The organism is Paraplanobispora takensis (assembly GCF_016863195.1).
In the GTDB taxonomy this organism is placed as follows: domain Bacteria; phylum Actinomycetota; class Actinomycetes; order Streptosporangiales; family Streptosporangiaceae; genus Planobispora; species Planobispora takensis.
Genome location: NZ_BOOK01000059.1, coordinates 1 through 16,553 on the forward strand (window position 1 = coordinate 1; position 16,553 = coordinate 16,553).

Annotated in this window: 11 protein-coding genes; 3 read left to right on the forward strand and 8 right to left on the reverse strand. The window is 72.3% G+C overall.

All coding sequences use genetic code 11. The features are described from left to right. The first annotated feature begins 120 nt into the window (after positions 1 to 120). Positions 121 to 747 carry an FMN reductase gene (locus Pta02_RS34535; protein WP_203879214.1) on the forward strand — a complete coding sequence of 209 codons (627 nt, stop codon included), beginning with the start codon at positions 121 to 123 and terminating at the stop codon, positions 745 to 747. Between the two features lie 114 nt (positions 748 to 861). Here Pta02_RS34535 and mltG read toward each other — a convergent pair whose 3' ends face one another. Next, the gene (mltG, locus tag Pta02_RS34540; protein ID WP_203879215.1) at positions 862 to 1,995 is read right to left on the reverse strand and encodes an endolytic transglycosylase MltG; all 1,134 of its coding nucleotides are present in this window, start codon (positions 1,993 to 1,995) and stop codon (positions 862 to 864) included. Between the two features lie 601 nt (positions 1,996 to 2,596). On the opposite strand from mltG, the gene Pta02_RS41610 reads away from it, so the two are divergent. Further along, a complete protein-coding gene (locus Pta02_RS41610) occupies positions 2,597 to 3,694 on the forward strand; it encodes a hypothetical protein (RefSeq protein WP_307837511.1) in 1,098 nt (365 codons plus the stop codon). A gap of 173 nt (positions 3,695 to 3,867) precedes the next feature. Here Pta02_RS41610 and Pta02_RS34550 read toward each other — a convergent pair whose 3' ends face one another. Next, positions 3,868 to 6,531: a glycoside hydrolase family 3 N-terminal domain-containing protein gene (locus tag Pta02_RS34550; protein ID WP_203879216.1), complete on the reverse strand. Its 2,664-nt coding sequence runs from the start codon at positions 6,529 to 6,531 to the stop codon at positions 3,868 to 3,870. A 265-nt stretch (positions 6,532 to 6,796) separates the two neighbouring features. Then, positions 6,797 to 7,393, reverse strand: a complete 597-nt coding sequence (locus Pta02_RS34555; protein WP_203879217.1) for an HdeD family acid-resistance protein — start codon at positions 7,391 to 7,393, stop codon at positions 6,797 to 6,799. Between the two features lie 268 nt (positions 7,394 to 7,661). Here Pta02_RS34555 and Pta02_RS34560 point away from each other — a divergent pair, with 268 nt between their 5' ends. Further along, positions 7,662 to 11,018, forward strand: a complete 3,357-nt coding sequence (locus Pta02_RS34560; RefSeq protein WP_203879218.1) for an AfsR/SARP family transcriptional regulator — start codon at positions 7,662 to 7,664, stop codon at positions 11,016 to 11,018. Between the two features lie 32 nt (positions 11,019 to 11,050). On the opposite strand, the gene Pta02_RS34565 is transcribed toward Pta02_RS34560, so the two are convergent. The 5 genes from Pta02_RS34565 to Pta02_RS34585 form a co-directional block, all read right to left on the reverse strand. After that, on the reverse strand, positions 11,051 to 11,860 hold the full coding sequence (locus Pta02_RS34565; protein ID WP_203879219.1) for an ABC transporter permease: 810 nt from the start codon (positions 11,858 to 11,860) through the stop codon (positions 11,051 to 11,053). Continuing rightward, positions 11,857 to 12,807, reverse strand: coding sequence for an ATP-binding cassette domain-containing protein (locus Pta02_RS34570; RefSeq protein ID WP_203879220.1), 951 nt, complete (start codon positions 12,805 to 12,807; stop codon positions 11,857 to 11,859). Before Pta02_RS34570 ends, Pta02_RS34565 begins: the two co-directional genes overlap by 4 nt. 112 nt (positions 12,808 to 12,919) lie before the next feature. Next, a complete protein-coding gene (locus tag Pta02_RS34575) occupies positions 12,920 to 13,921 on the reverse strand; it encodes an ABC transporter permease (RefSeq protein ID WP_239131464.1) in 1,002 nt (333 codons plus the stop codon). Beyond that, positions 13,918 to 14,874 (reverse strand): ABC transporter permease, encoded by a 957-nt coding sequence (locus tag Pta02_RS34580; protein WP_203879221.1) that lies wholly within the window; start codon positions 14,872 to 14,874, stop codon positions 13,918 to 13,920. Before Pta02_RS34580 ends, Pta02_RS34575 begins: the two co-directional genes overlap by 4 nt. After that, entirely contained in the window at positions 14,867 to 16,390 is a 1,524-nt protein-coding gene (locus Pta02_RS34585) for a sugar ABC transporter ATP-binding protein (RefSeq protein WP_203879222.1), read from the reverse strand. Before Pta02_RS34585 ends, Pta02_RS34580 begins: the two co-directional genes overlap by 8 nt. Positions 16,391 to 16,553: the final 163 nt, after the last annotated feature.

Here is a 16,553-nt window from a genome sequence, read left to right on the forward strand (position 1 = left end):
TCGACGGCGCCGCCTCGGTCCCGTCCTGACCCGTCCCGGCGCACTTCCCGTCCGAATCACCCCGGCCGGTTACCGTACCGGCTCCTCCAATCCGTCGATCGTCCCCCGGAGAGCACGCACATGAAGCCCCTGAAGATCGTGGCCGTCTCGGCGGGTCTCAGCCGCCCCTCGTCGACCCGCCTGCTGGCCGACCGGCTGGCGGAGGCCACCAGACGGATCCTGGCGGAGGAGGCGCCGGTCGAGGTACGCGTGATCGAGCTGCGCGAGCTGGCCTCCGACATCGCCGACAACCTGGTGACCGGATTCCCGGCGGCCCCGCTGCGCGAGGCGATCGAGGCGGTGACGGAGGCGGACGGCCTCATCGCCGTCACGCCGATCTTCACCGCCTCCTACAGCGGGCTGTTCAAGTCGTTCTTCGACGTGATCGACAACACCGCGCTCACCGGCAAGCCCGTCCTCATCGCCGCGACCGGCGGGACGGCCCGGCACTCGCTGGCGCTCGAACACGCGATGCGCCCGTTGTTCTCCTACCTGCGCGCGCTCGTCGTGCCCACGGCGGTCTTCGCCGCCTCCGAGGACTGGGGGACGGCCGGAGACGAGCGGACCGACGGCCTCTCCGACCGGATCACCCGCGCCTCCCGGGAACTGGCCGACCTGACGCGCCGCCACCCGGCCGCGGTCTCCGCCTCCGCGCAGATCGACGAGGTCATCCCGTTCGAGCAGCAGCTCGCGGCGCTTCGCCCCTGATACTGGCGAGGTCCCGGCCGGAACGCGTTCCGGGGACGGCGACGCTCCGCACGCCACGGCCCCGGTCCTCATCGCAGGACCGGGGCCGTCGTCGCCGGCGGGGACGAGAGCCGTTCAACCGCCCCTCGCTCGGTTGAACTCCTCTCGGAGCCGCCAGAACTCCGATTCCTTGTCGGTGAACTTCGTGATCTTCTTCTTCGGGTCCGTGGTCACGAAGAAGAGCCACGGGCCGTCGGCCGGGTTGAGGGCCGCCTCGATCGCGTGGTCCCCGGGGTTGCCGATCGGGCCCGGGGGAAGACCGTGGTAGCGGTAGGTGTTGTACTCGGAGCGGCTCTTCACGTCCTTGTCCCCGGCCGCGATGCCGTACCTGTTCAGCCCGTAGAAGACCGTGCTGTCCATCTGCAGCTTCATCGGGGGCTTGTGGGCCAGCCGGTTGTAGATGACCCTGGCGATCTTCGGCATGTCCTCCCGCCTGCCGGCCTCCGCCTGGATGATGCTGGCGATCGTCATGATCTCGTGCGGGGTACGGCCCAGCGCCTCGGCGGCCGACTCCAGCCCGGCGCTCTCGGCCGTCTGCTTGTAGCGCTCGACCATGGCCGCGAGGATGTCGGCGGGCGTCATGCTCGGAGTGACCTCGTAGGTCGCCGGGAAGGCGTAGCCCTCCAGCCTGCCCTTGGCGTAGCCGGGCAGGTCGAGCGCCTCGGCGTCCCCGGCCGCCGCCTCGAAGTCCTTGCGCGGCCTGCCGGTCTTCTCGGCCAGCTCAGGGATGATCTTCGAGAGCCGCCAGCCCTCCAGGACCAGCACCCGCTGCTTCTTCTGGTTGGCCGGGTCCGTCAGCAGCTCGACGGCGGCCGCGGCGGACATCCGCTCGCGCAGGGTGAACTCCCCCGGATGGAGTGAGGAGCTCTTGCCCGCCTTGGCGATCGCGTCGGTGAAGGCACGGGCGCTGGCGACCACGCCCTTGTCCTCCAGCAGCCGGGCGACGTCCGCCGCGCTCTGCCCGTCCTTGATCTGCACGACCACCTCGCCGCTCCCCCGGCCGGTGAAGTCGTCGACCTTCATCGCCTCGGAGGCCTCGGAGATCCAACGGTAGCCGTAGTAGCCCGCGCCGCCGACGGCTCCGAGCAGCACGGCCAGCGCGAGCATCGGGGCGAGGAGACCTCCCCGGCGACGGCGCCGGGGCTTGCGCCGCCCTTCGCGACGCTCGTCGCCCGTGCCGAGAAGGGAGTCCATATCGAGATCGTTCATAACCGTGATGGCCAATCTCCCGGTAGCGGGACGGCGCCTACGGCACACACAGACCGCCGGAGGTCACCGCGCCGGGAGACGTACCCGGCGAGCAGCGCTATGTCCTGAGGGCTTCCTCTGTTCCTTCCGGTATCTCATGGATGTCCGCTATTTGTCATGGAATCCAGTTATTTAGCATGGCCGCAGTGCTTCACGAGAGGCCGGGAGCAGGGCCGATCACACTCCGCAGCGGAGTGTGACGCATCACACATACCCACACAGGGTATCTGTGCTATCCTTTTCAGTTCCACTGAACCCGCCTCACGAGCGGCGGAGACGACACGCACCGGCCGGCACCGAAGGATCGCGCCCCGTCCGGCGTGCTGCCTGCGCCGTCTCCCCCGCCGCGGCTTCTCCGCCGTCACCCCACCCTCGCGCCACGGCACGCGAGGTCTCCGGCCGGCGGCAACCGCCCGGCACCCTGCGCGCACTCACCGTGCTACGCCCGGCGGGCTGAATGGGACAGGACGGCCGGACGGACGGCCGCACCGGCCCGGACTTCCGAGCAGGAGTCCCCTGGAGGGGGATGTCCCCGCCTCACCAGAAAGGATCTCTTTCATCGATGACCCTTGCCGCCATCCGTTCAGCCAGTGCTCGCGCCCTGGCCGTCGTCCTGGGCCTGTTCCTGGCCGCCGGGGCGACCGCGGCCGCCGGTCCGGTCCATGCGGAGACCGGCCGGAAGGTCATGCTCAAGGGCGCCACCACCGCCTCCTACTTCTGGGACGACGCCTCGGGCCGCGCCGGTGACACCGGCCTGCCGGCCTCGGGCAAGCCCATGCAGAAGGGCCTGGCCGCCTCGCCCTCCTGGCCGCTGCTGACCGAGGGCTACGTCCTCTACAAGGGCAGGAAGGCCCCGTTCTTCGTGGGCGACCGCGGCCCCGGCGAGCCCTCCGACCGCGGCGTCATGCTCGACCTGGACGCCAAGACCTTCGCCCAGCTGACCGGCGGCACCTTCAACCGCCGCACGCTCCACGTCGAGGGCAACGGCGGCGCCGGGCACATCAAGGTCGACTACGTCATCACCAAGTGGGGTCCGGGCGTGGGCAAGAAGAACCACCCGGTGCCCTTCTCCAGCGGCGCCTACAAGGTCAAGGACGACAACCCGGCCGAGCCCGTCGCCCTGTCCCAGTCCGCCGCGGTCACGCCCGAACGGGCGTCGCCGTCCGCGCAGAGCTCCACCGGGAAGACCTCCTCCGGCACCCCCGCCGCCACCGGTGAGCGGGCGACCGGATCGAAGACCCGGGAGACCACCCCGGCGTCCCCGGGCGGGAAGCCCGCGACCGGGAGCACCACGACCGGGAGCACCGGCACGGTGACCGGGAGCACCCCGGCGGGGAGCACCGCGAACGGGGGCACCGGAGCCGCGACGCCCTCCGCGCCCGCCTCGCCGGGACGGCTCCCGGCCTCCGGTACGCCCGCTCCGAGCGCGCCGCCCGCTCCGGCGGCGGCGAGCACCCCGGCCGCGCCGAGCCGTACCCTCGGTAGAACACTCGGCAAGACGCCGGACATCGAGGCCGAGCTGGCCCAGGCCGAAGCCGTGGCCGCCGCCGCGGCGGCCACCGGGGACTCCGACGGGGTCTCCGCCAAGTTCCTCATCTTCGTCCTGGCCGTGGGCGGTGGCGCGGCCTACGCCGGAGGCCGCCTCCTCGGCGACGGCTGACCGGGCACTTCCCCGGCCGCCCCTCTGGCGACCGGCCGGAAACCGTACGGGGCCGGAGGGCGTTCACCGCCCTCCGGCCCCGCGTGTCCCTTGCACCGGCCTCACGGCCCGGCGACCGGGGTCTCCGGCTCAGGACCCCCGCCGCCCCGTGGGGAGCGGCGGGGCGCCGGACCTCACGTCAGGTCCGAGCACTTCCTGGCGTCGGGGTCCGAAGCCGCCTTCGGCACCCAGCGGACGTTGGCGAACGACGCGGAGAACGCGCCCTCGGTGTAGACGAGGAAGGGCGTGTTGACGTTCTCCATGTCGAGCCCCTTCTCCGCGAAGCAGGCGATGGGGATCTTCACGGTCGCCTTGGTGCCCACGGGCAGCCCCTGGAACAGCGAGGTCGCCACGACCTCGGAGAAGCAGGGGTAGACGCAGTGGGCGCTGATCACGGTCCGGGCGGCCGGCGGCTGGTGCACGATGGTGTCGAAGACCAGCGCGCCGCCGGCGTTGAGATAGCCGCGCAGGTCGCTGCCGCCCGCCGGGTCCTGCATGTAGATCTGCGCGGGACCGACGCCGGTCCAGGTCGCCTTGAGCCCGTCCTGCTGCACGTTGACGTCGGACTGCACGACGTTGATCTCGGCGTGCGAGGCCTGGCCGTCGGCGCCGATCTCGGTGCCGCCCCAGTTCTCCGCCGATCCGATGAAGCTCTTGTACGGCGCGACGTCGACGCGGTTGAACAGCTCCAGGTCCTCGGTGGCCTCACCGCCGCCGCCCTGCGAGCCGCAACCGAACGGCGGTGCGGTCTCGTCGAGCGTGCCGACCGATCCGGTCTGGCCGTAGCGCAGGCCGTACCCCAGCGGGAAGAGCGGGTCGTAGCCCTCCTGGCCCGGGTTGAGCGGGGTCTGGCAGGCGCTCTTCGGCCAGGAGTACGACAGCTTGCCGGTGTAGCCCTCGCGGTACTTGCCCCGCACGAGCAGGTCGGCGACGCCGCCGCCCTCGGTGCCCGGCAGCCACGCCACGACGAAGGCGTCGGAGCGGTTGAGCTCCTTGTTGACCCACAGGGGACGGCCGGTGACGTAGACGGTGATCACGGGCTTGCCCTTGCCCGCGACCTTGTCGAGCACCGCGAGGTCACCGGGGTAGATCTTGGCCGCCTCCAGCGTGCGCCGGGACAGGTCGCCGACGCCCTCGGCGTACGGCGTCTCGCCGATCACCGCGATGACCGCGTCGTAGGCCGCGGGGTCGACGCCGTCGGCCGTCTCGCTGAAGGTGACGTTGGCCTCGCCCAGCGCCTCGCGCAGACCGCCCAGGATCGTCGTGCCGTTCGGGAAATCGGCGTTGGTGTTGCCGGTGCCCTGCCAGGTGAGGGACCAGCCGCCCGTCTGGTTCTGCAGGCTGTCGGCGCTCTTGCCGACCACCAGGACCTTGGAGCCGGCCTTCAGCGGCAGCACCTTGTCGTTGTTCTTGAGCAGGACCTGCGACTTGCGCACGGCCTCGCGGGCGAGCCGCTCGGCCTCCAGGGCGTCGGCCGACCCGGCGAAGGGCCGCTTGGAGGGCTTGCGCCCGTCGAGCACGCCGGCGCGCAGCTTCACGCGCAGGATGCGCGTCACCGCGTCGTCGATGCGGGCCATCGGGATCTCGCCGCTCTCGACCTGGGCGATCGTGTTGGTGATGAACGCCTTCCAGTCGTTGGGGACCATGATGACGTCGATGCCCGCGTTGACGGCCTGCGGGCAGCTCGCGTTGGTGCACCCGGCGACCTGGCCGATGCCGTTCCAGTCGGACACGACGAGGCCGTCGAAGCCCATCTTCAGCTTGAGGATGTCGGTGATGGCGCGCTTGCTGCCGTGCAGCTTGCCCTCGTTGATGCCGAGCTCCTCGTTCGTCCAGCTGTTGAACGAGACCATCACGCTCTGGGCGCCGGCGGCGAGGGCGGTGTAGTAGCCCTGGCCGTGCAGGTTGATCATCTCGGCCTCGGAGGAGGGGTTGACGCCCTGGTCGACGCCCTTGAGGGTGCCTCCGTCACCGATGAAGTGCTTGGCCGTGGCGATGACGCCGTCGTGGCCGATGCCGCGCGGGTGCCTGCCCTGCAGGCCCTTGACCGCCTCGTATCCGTAGGCGCGGGTGATCCGCGGGTCCTCGGAGAAGCCCTCGTAGGTACGGCCCCAGCGGTCGTCGCGGACGACGGCGAGCGTCGGGGCGAAGGCCCAGTCCTGGCCGGTGGCGCGGATCTGCTCGGCCGTCGCCGCCGCGATGTCGCGCACGAGGCACGGGTCCTGGGCGGCGCCCAGGCCGATGTTGTGGGGGAAGATCGTCGCCCCGTAGACGTTGTTGTTGCCGTGGACGGCGTCGATGCCCCAGATGACGGGGATCTTCGTCCTGCTGGCGACCGAGGCGTCCCAGTAGGAGTCGGCGAGGGCGAGCCAGTCCTGCGGCGAGGCGTGCTTGTCGCGGTTGGGCCACGAGCCGCCGCCGTTGAGCACCGAGCCGATGCCGTACTGCTTGACCTCCTCCGGGGTGATCGCCGCGATCTCCGGCTGGGTCATCTGGCCGACCTTCTCGGCGAGCGTCATGCCCGCGAGGATCTTCGCCACCCGCTTCTCGTCGACCGGGTTCTTGTTGATCCGGCTGTCGACCTTGGGCCACTCGGAGAAGGTGGGGAGCCTCTTTTCGATGCGGGCACAGCCACGGGCGTCCAGAGCGGGCTTTCCGACCACCGGCTGCCTGCCGCCGGCCGCGGTCTCGGCGGCCGCGCCGGGGAGGGCGGTGGCGCCCGTGGCCAGTACGGCGAGACCCGCCAGTGCCGCCAATCCGCTCCGGCGAGCACCCGAGCGGGTGAAACGTCTGATCATCAAGAGATCCGTTCGTCGGGGAACTGCAGTGGTCAGGGCGGCCCCCGTGTCCGCACTGAGCAGATCCTGACGTCGTGATGGCGGCGCGTCAATAGGTATAGGAGAGCGCTCTCTCATCAAATCGCATTTCTTGCGCTCTTCCGGATTCCGCAGAACGGGCAGGTTACCGACTTCTCCTCACCCGACCTCCGGCAGAGCCGGAGGGACATCACCCCTGACCTGCGCCTTGAACGAGAGCGCTCTCCCTGGCGGGTCCGCGCGCCGGTCACACGGCCGGGGCGATCCTGGCGGTCGTACGGCCGGCCGAGCGGATCTGGAAGGCCACGAAGATCTGCATCGCGCCGAGGACCACCAGCCAGATGCCCAGCACGAGCAGGAGCGCCTGCAGCGACATCCCCGGATAGACCAGCACCACCACGCCGGCCACGATGCCGAGCAGGCCCATCACCATCGCCCAGCCCCTGCCCTGCGCCTCCCGGTTCGCCAGCGCCGTGAACAGCTCCACCGCGCCGTTGACGATCCAGTAGATTCCCAGCAGCAACGCCAGCGCCGTGATCGTCACCATGATGTTGCGCAGCGCGTACAGCCCGACGATGAACGCGAGCACGCCCAGCAGGGCGAACATCACCCGGGTGAGGCCGCTCTGGTCGTCGGCCGCCAGGGCGAGCACGAACCGGAAGATCCCGGCCACCACCAGCTGGATCCCGAACAGCGCGGCGATGACGACGAGGGTGCTGTCCGGCCAGGCCAGCACCATGACCCCGATCACCAGGGTGACGGCCCCGAAGGTCAGCATCCAGCCCCAGTGACGTCCGGCGGCGGCCAGTACGTCGGCGACATCGGCGCGAGACTCTTGGTTCATGGGTTCCCCTTTCCGGGGCTCCTGGTCAGCGGCGCGCCGGCAGGCCGGAGGTTCGAGGGAGCCACTCGTCGGGGCGCGCCCATGATCTGCCGATTCGACCGTAGCAAGCGGGTGACCACCCTCAAAGAAGCAGATATTCCGGCTCTGTCCGATGGATCACTCCAGACATAACCGGAATGCCAGGAGCGATCCAGCAGGGACGGACCGAATGGTGATCTTCCTCGTGGATGACGCCGCGGCTGCGGCCCGCAGGTGGCACAGTGACGGTATGCACGCTGGGGCTCGACGGGACGGGATGGAGATCGGCCTCCTGGGCCCGCTTGAGGTGACGGCGGCCGGCGAGGTCGTGGAGATCGGCGGTGCCCGGCTGCGCGCCCTCCTGGTCCGGCTGGCTCTGGGGGCGGGGCGGACCGTCACGGTCGAGGAGATCGCCGAGACGCTGTGGCCGCAGGGCGGGCCCGCCGACCGGGGGAACGCGGTGCGGTCGCTGGTGGCCCGGCTGCGCAGGGCCCTGCCCGACGCGACGGTGCTGAGGTCCGTCCCGAACGGCTACCGGCTCGACCTGCCGCCGGACGCCGTCGACGTCCACCGGTTCGACCGGCTGGCCAGGGACGGCAGGCGCGCGCTGAGCGCCGGGGACCCGGTGGCGGCGCTGGAGCGGCTGCACGCGGCGCTCGGGCTCTGGCGGGGACCGGCGCTGGCCGACGCCCCCTTCGCGACCGCCTACGTCGCCGGGCTCGACGAGGCCCGGCTGACCGCGATCGAGGACCACGCCGAGGCCCGGCTGGCCTCCGGCCGCCATGCCCACCTGGTGGCCGAGCTCTCCGGGCTCGCCGCCCGCCACCCGCTGCGCGAGCGGCTCCAGGGACTGCTGCTGAGGGCGCTGTGCGCGGCGGGACGCAAGGCCGAGGCGCTCGCCGCCTACGAGGGCGTCCGGCGCAGGCTGGCCGACGAGCTGGGCGCCGACCCGGGCCCCGAACTCCAGGCGGCCCACCTCGCGATGCTCCGCACCGTCCCGCCCCCGCCCCCTGCGGCCGGCCCCGCCCGGAGATCCCCCGCCGCCCCCGGCCTCAGCGCCGCCCACCCCGGCCAGGGCTCCTTCACCGTTCCCGGCCAGGGCTCCCCCGCCGTTCCCGGTCAGAGCCCACCGCCCGGTCCCGGCCCGCGGCCTGCGGCCTGCGGCGAGGGCAACCTCCGAGCGGCGCTGACGAGTTTCGTGGGCCGGCAGGCGGAGGCCGGCCGCCTCACCGACCTGCTGGGCGAGGACCGGCTGGTCACGCTGGTCGGTCCCGGCGGGGCGGGCAAGACCAGGCTGGCGACCACGGTCGCCGCGGGGATCGCCGGGCGGGTGCCGGGGGGCGTGTGGCTGGTGGAGCTGGCACCGGTGACCGACCCGGCCGACGTCCCGCAGGCCGTGCTCGGCGTGCTCGGCTCGCGGGAGACCGACCCCCTCCTCGACCCGGCCGGGGCGCGCGACGCGACGAGCCGCCTGGTCAGGATCCTGTCCCGGGTCGAGGCGACGATCGTCCTCGACAACTGCGAGCACGTGGTCGAGGCCGCCGCCCGGCTGGCCGAGGAGCTGCTGGGTCGCTGTCCCGGCCTGCGGATCCTCGCCACCAGCCGGGAGCCGCTGGCCATCACCGGCGAGGTCCTGTGCCCGGTCCCGCCGCTCGGGGTGCCGGACCCCGGCGCCTCCGTGAGCGAGGCGGCGGCCAGCCCGGCGGTGCGGCTGCTCGTCGACCGGGCCGGCGCGGTACGGCCGGGCTTCGCGGTCACCGACGGCAACGTGGCGGCCGTGGTGGAGATCTGCCGGCGGCTGGACGGCCTGCCGCTGGCGATCGAGCTGGCCGCGGCGCGGCTGAGGTCCCTGACCGTCGAGCAGCTGGCCGAGCGTCTCGACGACCGCTTCCGGCTGCTGACCGGCGGCAGCCGTACGGCGCTGCCCCGGCACCAGACCCTGCGCGCGGTCGTCGCCTGGAGCTGGGACCTGCTCGGCGACGACGAGCGCCGCCTCGCCGAGGAGATCGCGGTCTTCCCCGGCACCGTCACCGTGGAGACGGCCGAGCGGGTCTGCTCACCCTCCGGCGACACCCTGGACCTGCTGGCCGCGCTGGTGGACAAATCCCTGCTCCAGCCGGTCGAGGCGGCCGAACCCCGCTACCGCATGCTGGAGACCATCCGCGAGTACGGCCTGGAGCGGCTGGCGCAGACCGGGCGGCTCGCCGGGATCCGGGCCGCGCACGCCGCATGCTTCCGCGACCTCGCCGAGGAGGCCGAGCCGTACCTGCGCGGCGCGGACCAGCTCGGCTGGATCGCCCGGCTGGACGCCGAGCGCGACAACATGCTCGCCGCCCTGCACACCGCCGCCGGCAACGGTGACGCCGACACCGCCGTACGGCTGGTCGCCGCGCTGTCGGTCTTCTGGGTCATCCGGGGCCACCGGGGCGAGTCGGTGGACCGGTTGCGCCTGGCACTCGACGTGCCCGGACAGGCTCCGCCGGAACGGCGGATGGTCGCCGAGGCGATGTACCTGCTCAACACGGCCATGTCCGGCGGCTACCCCAGGCTTGAGGTGATGGTCGGGCAGTTCGAGACCTTGGCCGCCGCGGCCGAGGCCTACCCCGGCCACTGGATCCTCGCCCTGCTCGAACCCATGCTCAGGCTGTTCACCGATGACAGCGTCCGGGGACTGGCCGCGATCGACCGGCGGCTGGACCATCCGGATCCGTGGACCCGGGCGACGCTGTGGACGCTGCGGGCCGCCATCCGGGAGAACGACGGCGACATGGCGGGCATGCGCACCGACATGGCGGCCGCCATCGCCGGGTTCCGCGAGGTCGGCGACCGCTTCGGGCTCTCCCAGTCGCTGTCCTCTATGGCGGAGCCGCACCTGGCGTTCGGGGACCTCGACCGGGCGATCGAGGTGCTGCAGGAGGCGATCGAGCTGATGCGCGAGCTCGATCCCGACGACGACGCCGCCCATGAGCGAATCCTGCTGGCCGGCGCCCACGCCTCGAAGGGAGAGGTGGAGCGGGCCCGCGCGGAGTTCCGGGCGCTGACCCGGCCCGGCCCGCGGGAGTGGTCGGCCAGGAACGTCGCCTTCGCCCGGCTCTGCCTGGGGAACCTGGCCCGCTACGAGGGAGACCTCCGGGAGGCGGAGCGGCAGTACGGCGCCGCGGCGGCCGTTATCGAGGAGGCGCCCTTCATCGCCTCCCAGTTCCGCGCGCTGATCGTGTGCGCCACAGGGCTGCTGGCGGTCGAGCGGGACGACCTGGAGACCGCCGGGCGGAGGCTGGCGGAGGCGGCCGGCTGGGCGCTGGAGGCCAAGGACATGCCGGTCCTGGCCCACATCGGCGTCGCCACGGCGGCTCTGCGGGCCGGCCGGGGCGACCCGACCGGTGCCGCGGAGGTGCTCGGTGCGGCCGAGCTGGTCCGGGGCGCGCCGGACCTGTTCGATCCCGAGGTCTCCCGGCTCACCGGCAGGCTCCGCCGCGAGCTGGGCGAGGAGGCCTACGCCGCCGCCTACGCCCGGGGACGACGGCTCAGCCGGGAGGCGGCGGTCGGCCGGATGACGCCCCGGACGGCTGAGCGCGATCCGGCCGGATCCGGCCTCACGGGCACCTGAACGCGGCCCGCTCGGGTGCGGGCCGCGGCCGGTCAGATCCGGCGGCGGTAGGCGCGCACCGCCAGCGGTGCGAACACCACCAGGAACCCGGCTCCCCACAGCAGCGTCCACGTCACCGGGCCCGCGACCGGGCCGCCCAGCATCAGGCCGCGTGAGGCGTCGATGACGTGGGAGACCGGGTTGATGTCCACCCAGGCCCGCAGCCAGCCGGGCAGGGTCTCCTCCGGCGCCATCACGCTGGTGCCGAACGTCAGGGGGAACAGCGTCAGGAATGCCAGTCCCTGAACGCCGCCCGGATTCCGCATCAGCACCCCGGCCAGCACGTACACCCAGCTCAGGCAGAAGGCGAAGAAGACGGCGAGCAGGCAGGCCGCCAGCAGGGGCAAGGGGCCGGTCTGGGCCCGGAACCCGATGGCGTACCCGAACCCCAGCAGCGAGGTGATCCCCACCAGGTAGCGGATCAGATCGCCGAGCACCGAGCCGACCAGCGGCGCCGAGCGGCCGATCGGCAGGCTGCGGAACCGGTCGAAGACGCCCTTGCCGATGTCGGCGTTGAGGTTCACCCCGGTGGCCATCCCACCGAAGATCACCGTCTGCACCATGAGGGCGGGGAGCAAGAACTGCAGGTAGTCATGGGTCGAGCCGGAGATCGCCCCGCCCAGCAGGTAGACGAACAGCACCACGAAGATGATCGGCTGCAGCGTCACGTCCAGGAGCTGTTCCGGGGTGCGCAGCGTCTTGATCAGGCTCCGCCTGCCCAGGGCGAGGCTGTGCCGTACGAGCCCGAAACGCCGTTCCCGGGCGGGTTCCGACGACAGCGGGCGTTCCACGGTCAGCGTCATGCCGCCGCCTCCTCGCCGGTGTGCCGCCCGGTGAGGGTGAAGAAGACCTCGTCCAGGCTGGGCAGGCGGAGCGAGAGCTCGGTGACGCCGATCCCCTCGCGGTCGAGCCGGCGCACCACCTCGGTGAACGCGGCGTCGCCCTCGACCGGCACGGTGACCACCCCCCGGCCGGGCGACTCCGGCGTGCGGCCGGACACCTCCCCGACGATCGCGGTGACCTCCGGGAGCCGGGCGGGATCGGTGGGCCTGACCAGGATCGTCTGCCCGCCGACGAGGTGCTTGAGCTCGGCGGGCGTGCCGTGCGCGATCACCCTGCCGTGGTCGATCACCGAGATGTCGTCGGCGAGGGCGTCGGCCTCCTCCAGGTACTGGGTGGTGAGCAGCACGGTCACGCCGTCGCCGGCCAGTGAGCGGACGATGCTCCACACGTCGTCCCGCTTGGCCGGGTCCAGGCCCGTCGTCGGCTCGTCGAGGAAGACGACCTGCGGACGGCCGACCAGGCTCGCGGCCAGGTCGAGGCGGCGGCGCATGCCGCCCGAGTAGGTCCTGGCCGGTCTGCCCGCCGCCTCGGCGAGCCCGAAGTCCGCCAGCAGCCGCCGGGCGCGGGTCCCGGCCTCGGCGCGGCGCAGGTCGAGCAGCTGCCCGATCAGCACGAGGTTCTCCATTCCGGTGAGGTCCTCGTCGACCGAGGCGTACTGCCCGGTCAGGCCGATCAGGCGGCGCACCCGCGCGGCGTGCCGTACGACGTCGAGCCCGCCCACCGCCGCCCGCCCGCCGTCGGGCCGCAGCAGCGTGGCCAGGACGCGCACCGCCGTCGTCTTGCCCGCGCCGTTGGGGCCGAGCACGCCGAGCACCGTCCCGCGCCGGGCCGCCAGGTCGATCCCGGCCAGCGCGGTGGTCTTCCCGAAGCGTTTCACCAGTCCTTCGGTTTCGAAGGCGAGGGTCATGGTTCTCCTCCTCATCAGCAGGTACGCCATGCACCCTCGCCCGGCCCCGTGTCAGGGGCGGCACAGATCGCGGTCAGCCGCGTGCCGGCGGCCGGCGGTCCGTGTCAGGTCGTCAGGTCTCGCGCCGCACCCCGCCCAGGAGCCGGTGGGCGACCACGACGACGGCCAGGAAGGCGCCGCTGACCACCTGCTGGAAGGATGAGGTGAGCCCGCCGACCTGGTTGATCAGGTTCTGGATCACTCCCAGCAGCAGGGCTCCGGCGATGGTGCCGCCGAGGGCGCCGGCGCCGCCGGTGAGCAGCGTCCCGCCGATCACCACGGCCGCGATCACGTCGAGTTCGAGGCCGATGCCGAGGATCGTCACGCCGGAGGAGAGCCTGGCGGCGTTGAGCGCCCCGGCCAGGCCCGCGAGCAGGCCGGAGACCAGGTAGACCACGATCTTGGTACGGGCGACCGGGACGCCCATGAGGGCGGCGGCGTCCTCGTTGCCGCCGATCGCGTAGACGTTCTGCCCGAAGCCGGTGCGCTGCAGGAAGATCGCCGCGACGGCGAGGATCGCGAGCATGATGAAGAACGGGTAGCCGACGTCGAAGATCGCGCCCTGCCCGATGCGCGCGAACAGGTCGTCCTCCACCAGGTAGGTGGTGGCCCCCTCGTCGGTCAGCGACAGCATCAGGCCCCGGGCCGCCAGCAGCCCGGCCAGGGTCACGATGAACGGCGCCATCCGCGTCCTGGCGATGATGAGGCCCTGCACCAGGCCGAAGGCCCCGCAGACGACCAGCGGCAGCGCCAGAGCGACGACCGCGCCGTGGCGGGAGCCGTAGGCCGCCAGGACCCCGCCGAGCACGAACAGCGATCCCACCGACAGGTCGATGCCGCCGGAGATGATCACGAACGTCATGCCGATCGCGATGATCGCCAGGAACGAGGAGGCGGTGGCGATGTTGCCGAGGTTGGCCGGCGTGGTGAAGGAGTCGAACGCCACGGTGCCGACGACGAGCAGCACCGCGAGCACGATGAGCGCGCCGTGCTGCTGCAGCAGGCGGCCCGCGCGCTCACGGGGGTTGCGGGTGGGGGCCATCGGCGGTGCGGGGTGGGTGGTCTGCGTGGTCACCGGCGCTCCCGCGCTGCGTAGACGGCCGCGAGGATGATCACGGCCTGGGCCATCTGGGTCCATGACTGGGGCAGGTTGTGCTTGATGAGGGTCGCCTGGAGCAGCTGCATGAGCAGCGCGCCCATCACGGTGCCGAGCACCCGGATGCGGCCGCCGGTCAGCGGGGTGCCGCCGACCACGACCGCCGTGATGGCCGACAGCTCCATGAACAGCCCGAGCGAGGTCGGGTCGCTGGCCTGCAGCCGGGAGGTGGCCAGCACTCCGGCCACCGCGGCGAGCATGCCGGACAGGATGTAGACGGTCATCAGCACGCGGCGGACCGGCAGGCCGGACAGCCGGCTGGCCGCACGGTTGCCGCCGACGGCGACCAGCTGCCGCCCGAAGGTGGTCCGCTTGACCAGGAACGCCACGGCGGCGGTGAGCACGACGGCGACGATCACGACGATCGGCACGCCGGCCACCGAGTCGCTGCCCAGGGCCACCAGGGTCGGGTTGGTGAACTCCTTCAGCTGCGGGAGGAAGACGTTGGCCAGGCCGCGCACCCCGACCAGCAGGGCGAGGGTGGCCACGATCGGCTGCACTCCCACGACGGCCACCAGGGTGCCGCCCGCCGCGCCGACCAGCGCCCCGGCCAGCACCGCCATGGCGATCGCGGGCAGCGCGCCGTACCCGAGATAGAGCGCCACCACCGAGGCGGCCAGGGCCATCACCGAGCCCACCGACAGGTCGATGCCCTCGGTGCCGATCACCAGCGCCATCCCGAGTGCGACGATCACGATCGGGGTGACCTGGACGAGCTGGGTGCGGAAGTTGTCGACGGCCAGGAAGTGCGGGGTGAAGGCCGCGTTGAACAGCAGCAGCGCGGCGACCGCCGCGTACACGCCGTAGTCCTGGAGCCAGGTGATCACCCGGGTCCGGTCGGGTACGCCCTGGCGCAGGGCGGTGTCAGTCATCGTTGTCTCCCGCGATGGCGGCCATGATCTTGTCTTCCGTCACGCCGGCGCCGTCCAGCTCGCCCGCGACCGCCCCGTCGCGCAGCACGACCACGCGGTCGGAGCCCTCCACCAGCTCCTCCAGGTCGGAGGAGATGAGGAGCACGGCCAGGCCCTCGCCGGCCAGTTCGTCGATGAGCGCCTGCACCTCGGCCTTGGCGCCCACGTCGATGCCGCGGGTGGGCTCGTCCAGCAGCAGCACCTTGGGGTTCATCGCCAGCCAGCGGGCCAGCAGCACCTTCTGCTGGTTGCCGCCCGACAGCTCGCTGACCCGCTGGCCGGGACCGGACGCCTTGATGCGCAGGCGGCGCATGAACTTCTGCACCACGCGGTCGACGTCCCCCTCGGAGACGATCCCGGCGCGGGCGAGCCTGGGCAGGGCCGCCAGCACGATGTTCTCGCGCACCGACAGCGTCGGGACGATCCCCTCCGCCTTGCGGTCCTCGGGCAGCAGGTTGATCCCGGCGCGGATGGCGGCGGCGACCGAGCCGCCCGGCACCCGCTCGCCGGCCACGACGACCTCGCCGGAGTCCAGCGGCAGGGCGCCGGCGATGGCCTTGGCGGTCTCGCTGCGGCCCGAACCCAGCAGCCCCGCCAGGCCGACGATCTCGCCGGGCCGTACGGCCAGCGACACCTCGTCGAGCACGTGCCTGTGGCGCAGGCCGGTGGCCTGCAGGACGGGGGCGGCGTGCGAGTGGTGCTGCCCGCTGAACTTGGTCAGGCCCTCGGCCGCGACCTCCGCCAGGTCCCGGCCCAGCATCAGCGAGATCAGCCGCAGCCGCTCCAGTTCCGCCAGCGGGCCGGTGTGCACCAGGCGCCCGTCGCGCAGCACGGTGACCCGGTCGCAGATGCGGTAGAGCTCCTCCAGCCGATGGCTGACGTAGATCACCGACCGGCCCTGGGCCTTCAGCTCGGCGATGGTGCGGAACAGCTTGTCCACCTCGCGCGGTTCCAGCGAGGAGGTGGGCTCGTCCATGATGACGACCTGCGCGTCGGCCTGGACGGCCCGGGCCAGGGCCACCATCTGCTGGGCGCCGAGACCGAGCGAGCCCAGCGGGCGGCGCACGTCCGCCCGCACGCCGTACCCGCGCAGGATCTCCGAGGCCCGCTCGCGCATCCGCGGGAAGTCGATGAGGCCGAACCGGCCCCGCGGCTCGCGGCCCAGGAACAGGTTGCGCGCCACGCTCATCTGCGGGACGAGGTTGACCTCCTGGTAGATGGTGGAGATCCCGGCGCGCTGGGCCTCCAGGGGGTTGGAGAACTCCACCCGCTCACCGCGGTATCTGACCTCTCCCTCGTCGAGCCGGTAGACCCCGGTCAACACCTTGATCAATGTGGACTTGCCCGCGCCGTTCTCCCCGACGAGGGCGTGCACCTCTCCCTGCCCGAGGGCGAAGGAGGCGCGGTCGAGCGCCGTGACCCCAGGGAAGACCTTCAGGGCGCCGACGGCCTCGAGCACCGGGCTGCTGACTGACACGGAGCTCCTCTCGTGTGACGGGGCACGCGCGCCCCCGGGGTGCGCGTGCCCGGCCGGTGGTGGTGGGATCGGGGCCCGGGACTCAGTAGGCCCGGGACTCAGTAGGCCCGGGACTCAGTAGGCCCGGGACTCAGTAGGCCCGGGACTCAGTAGGCCCGGGACT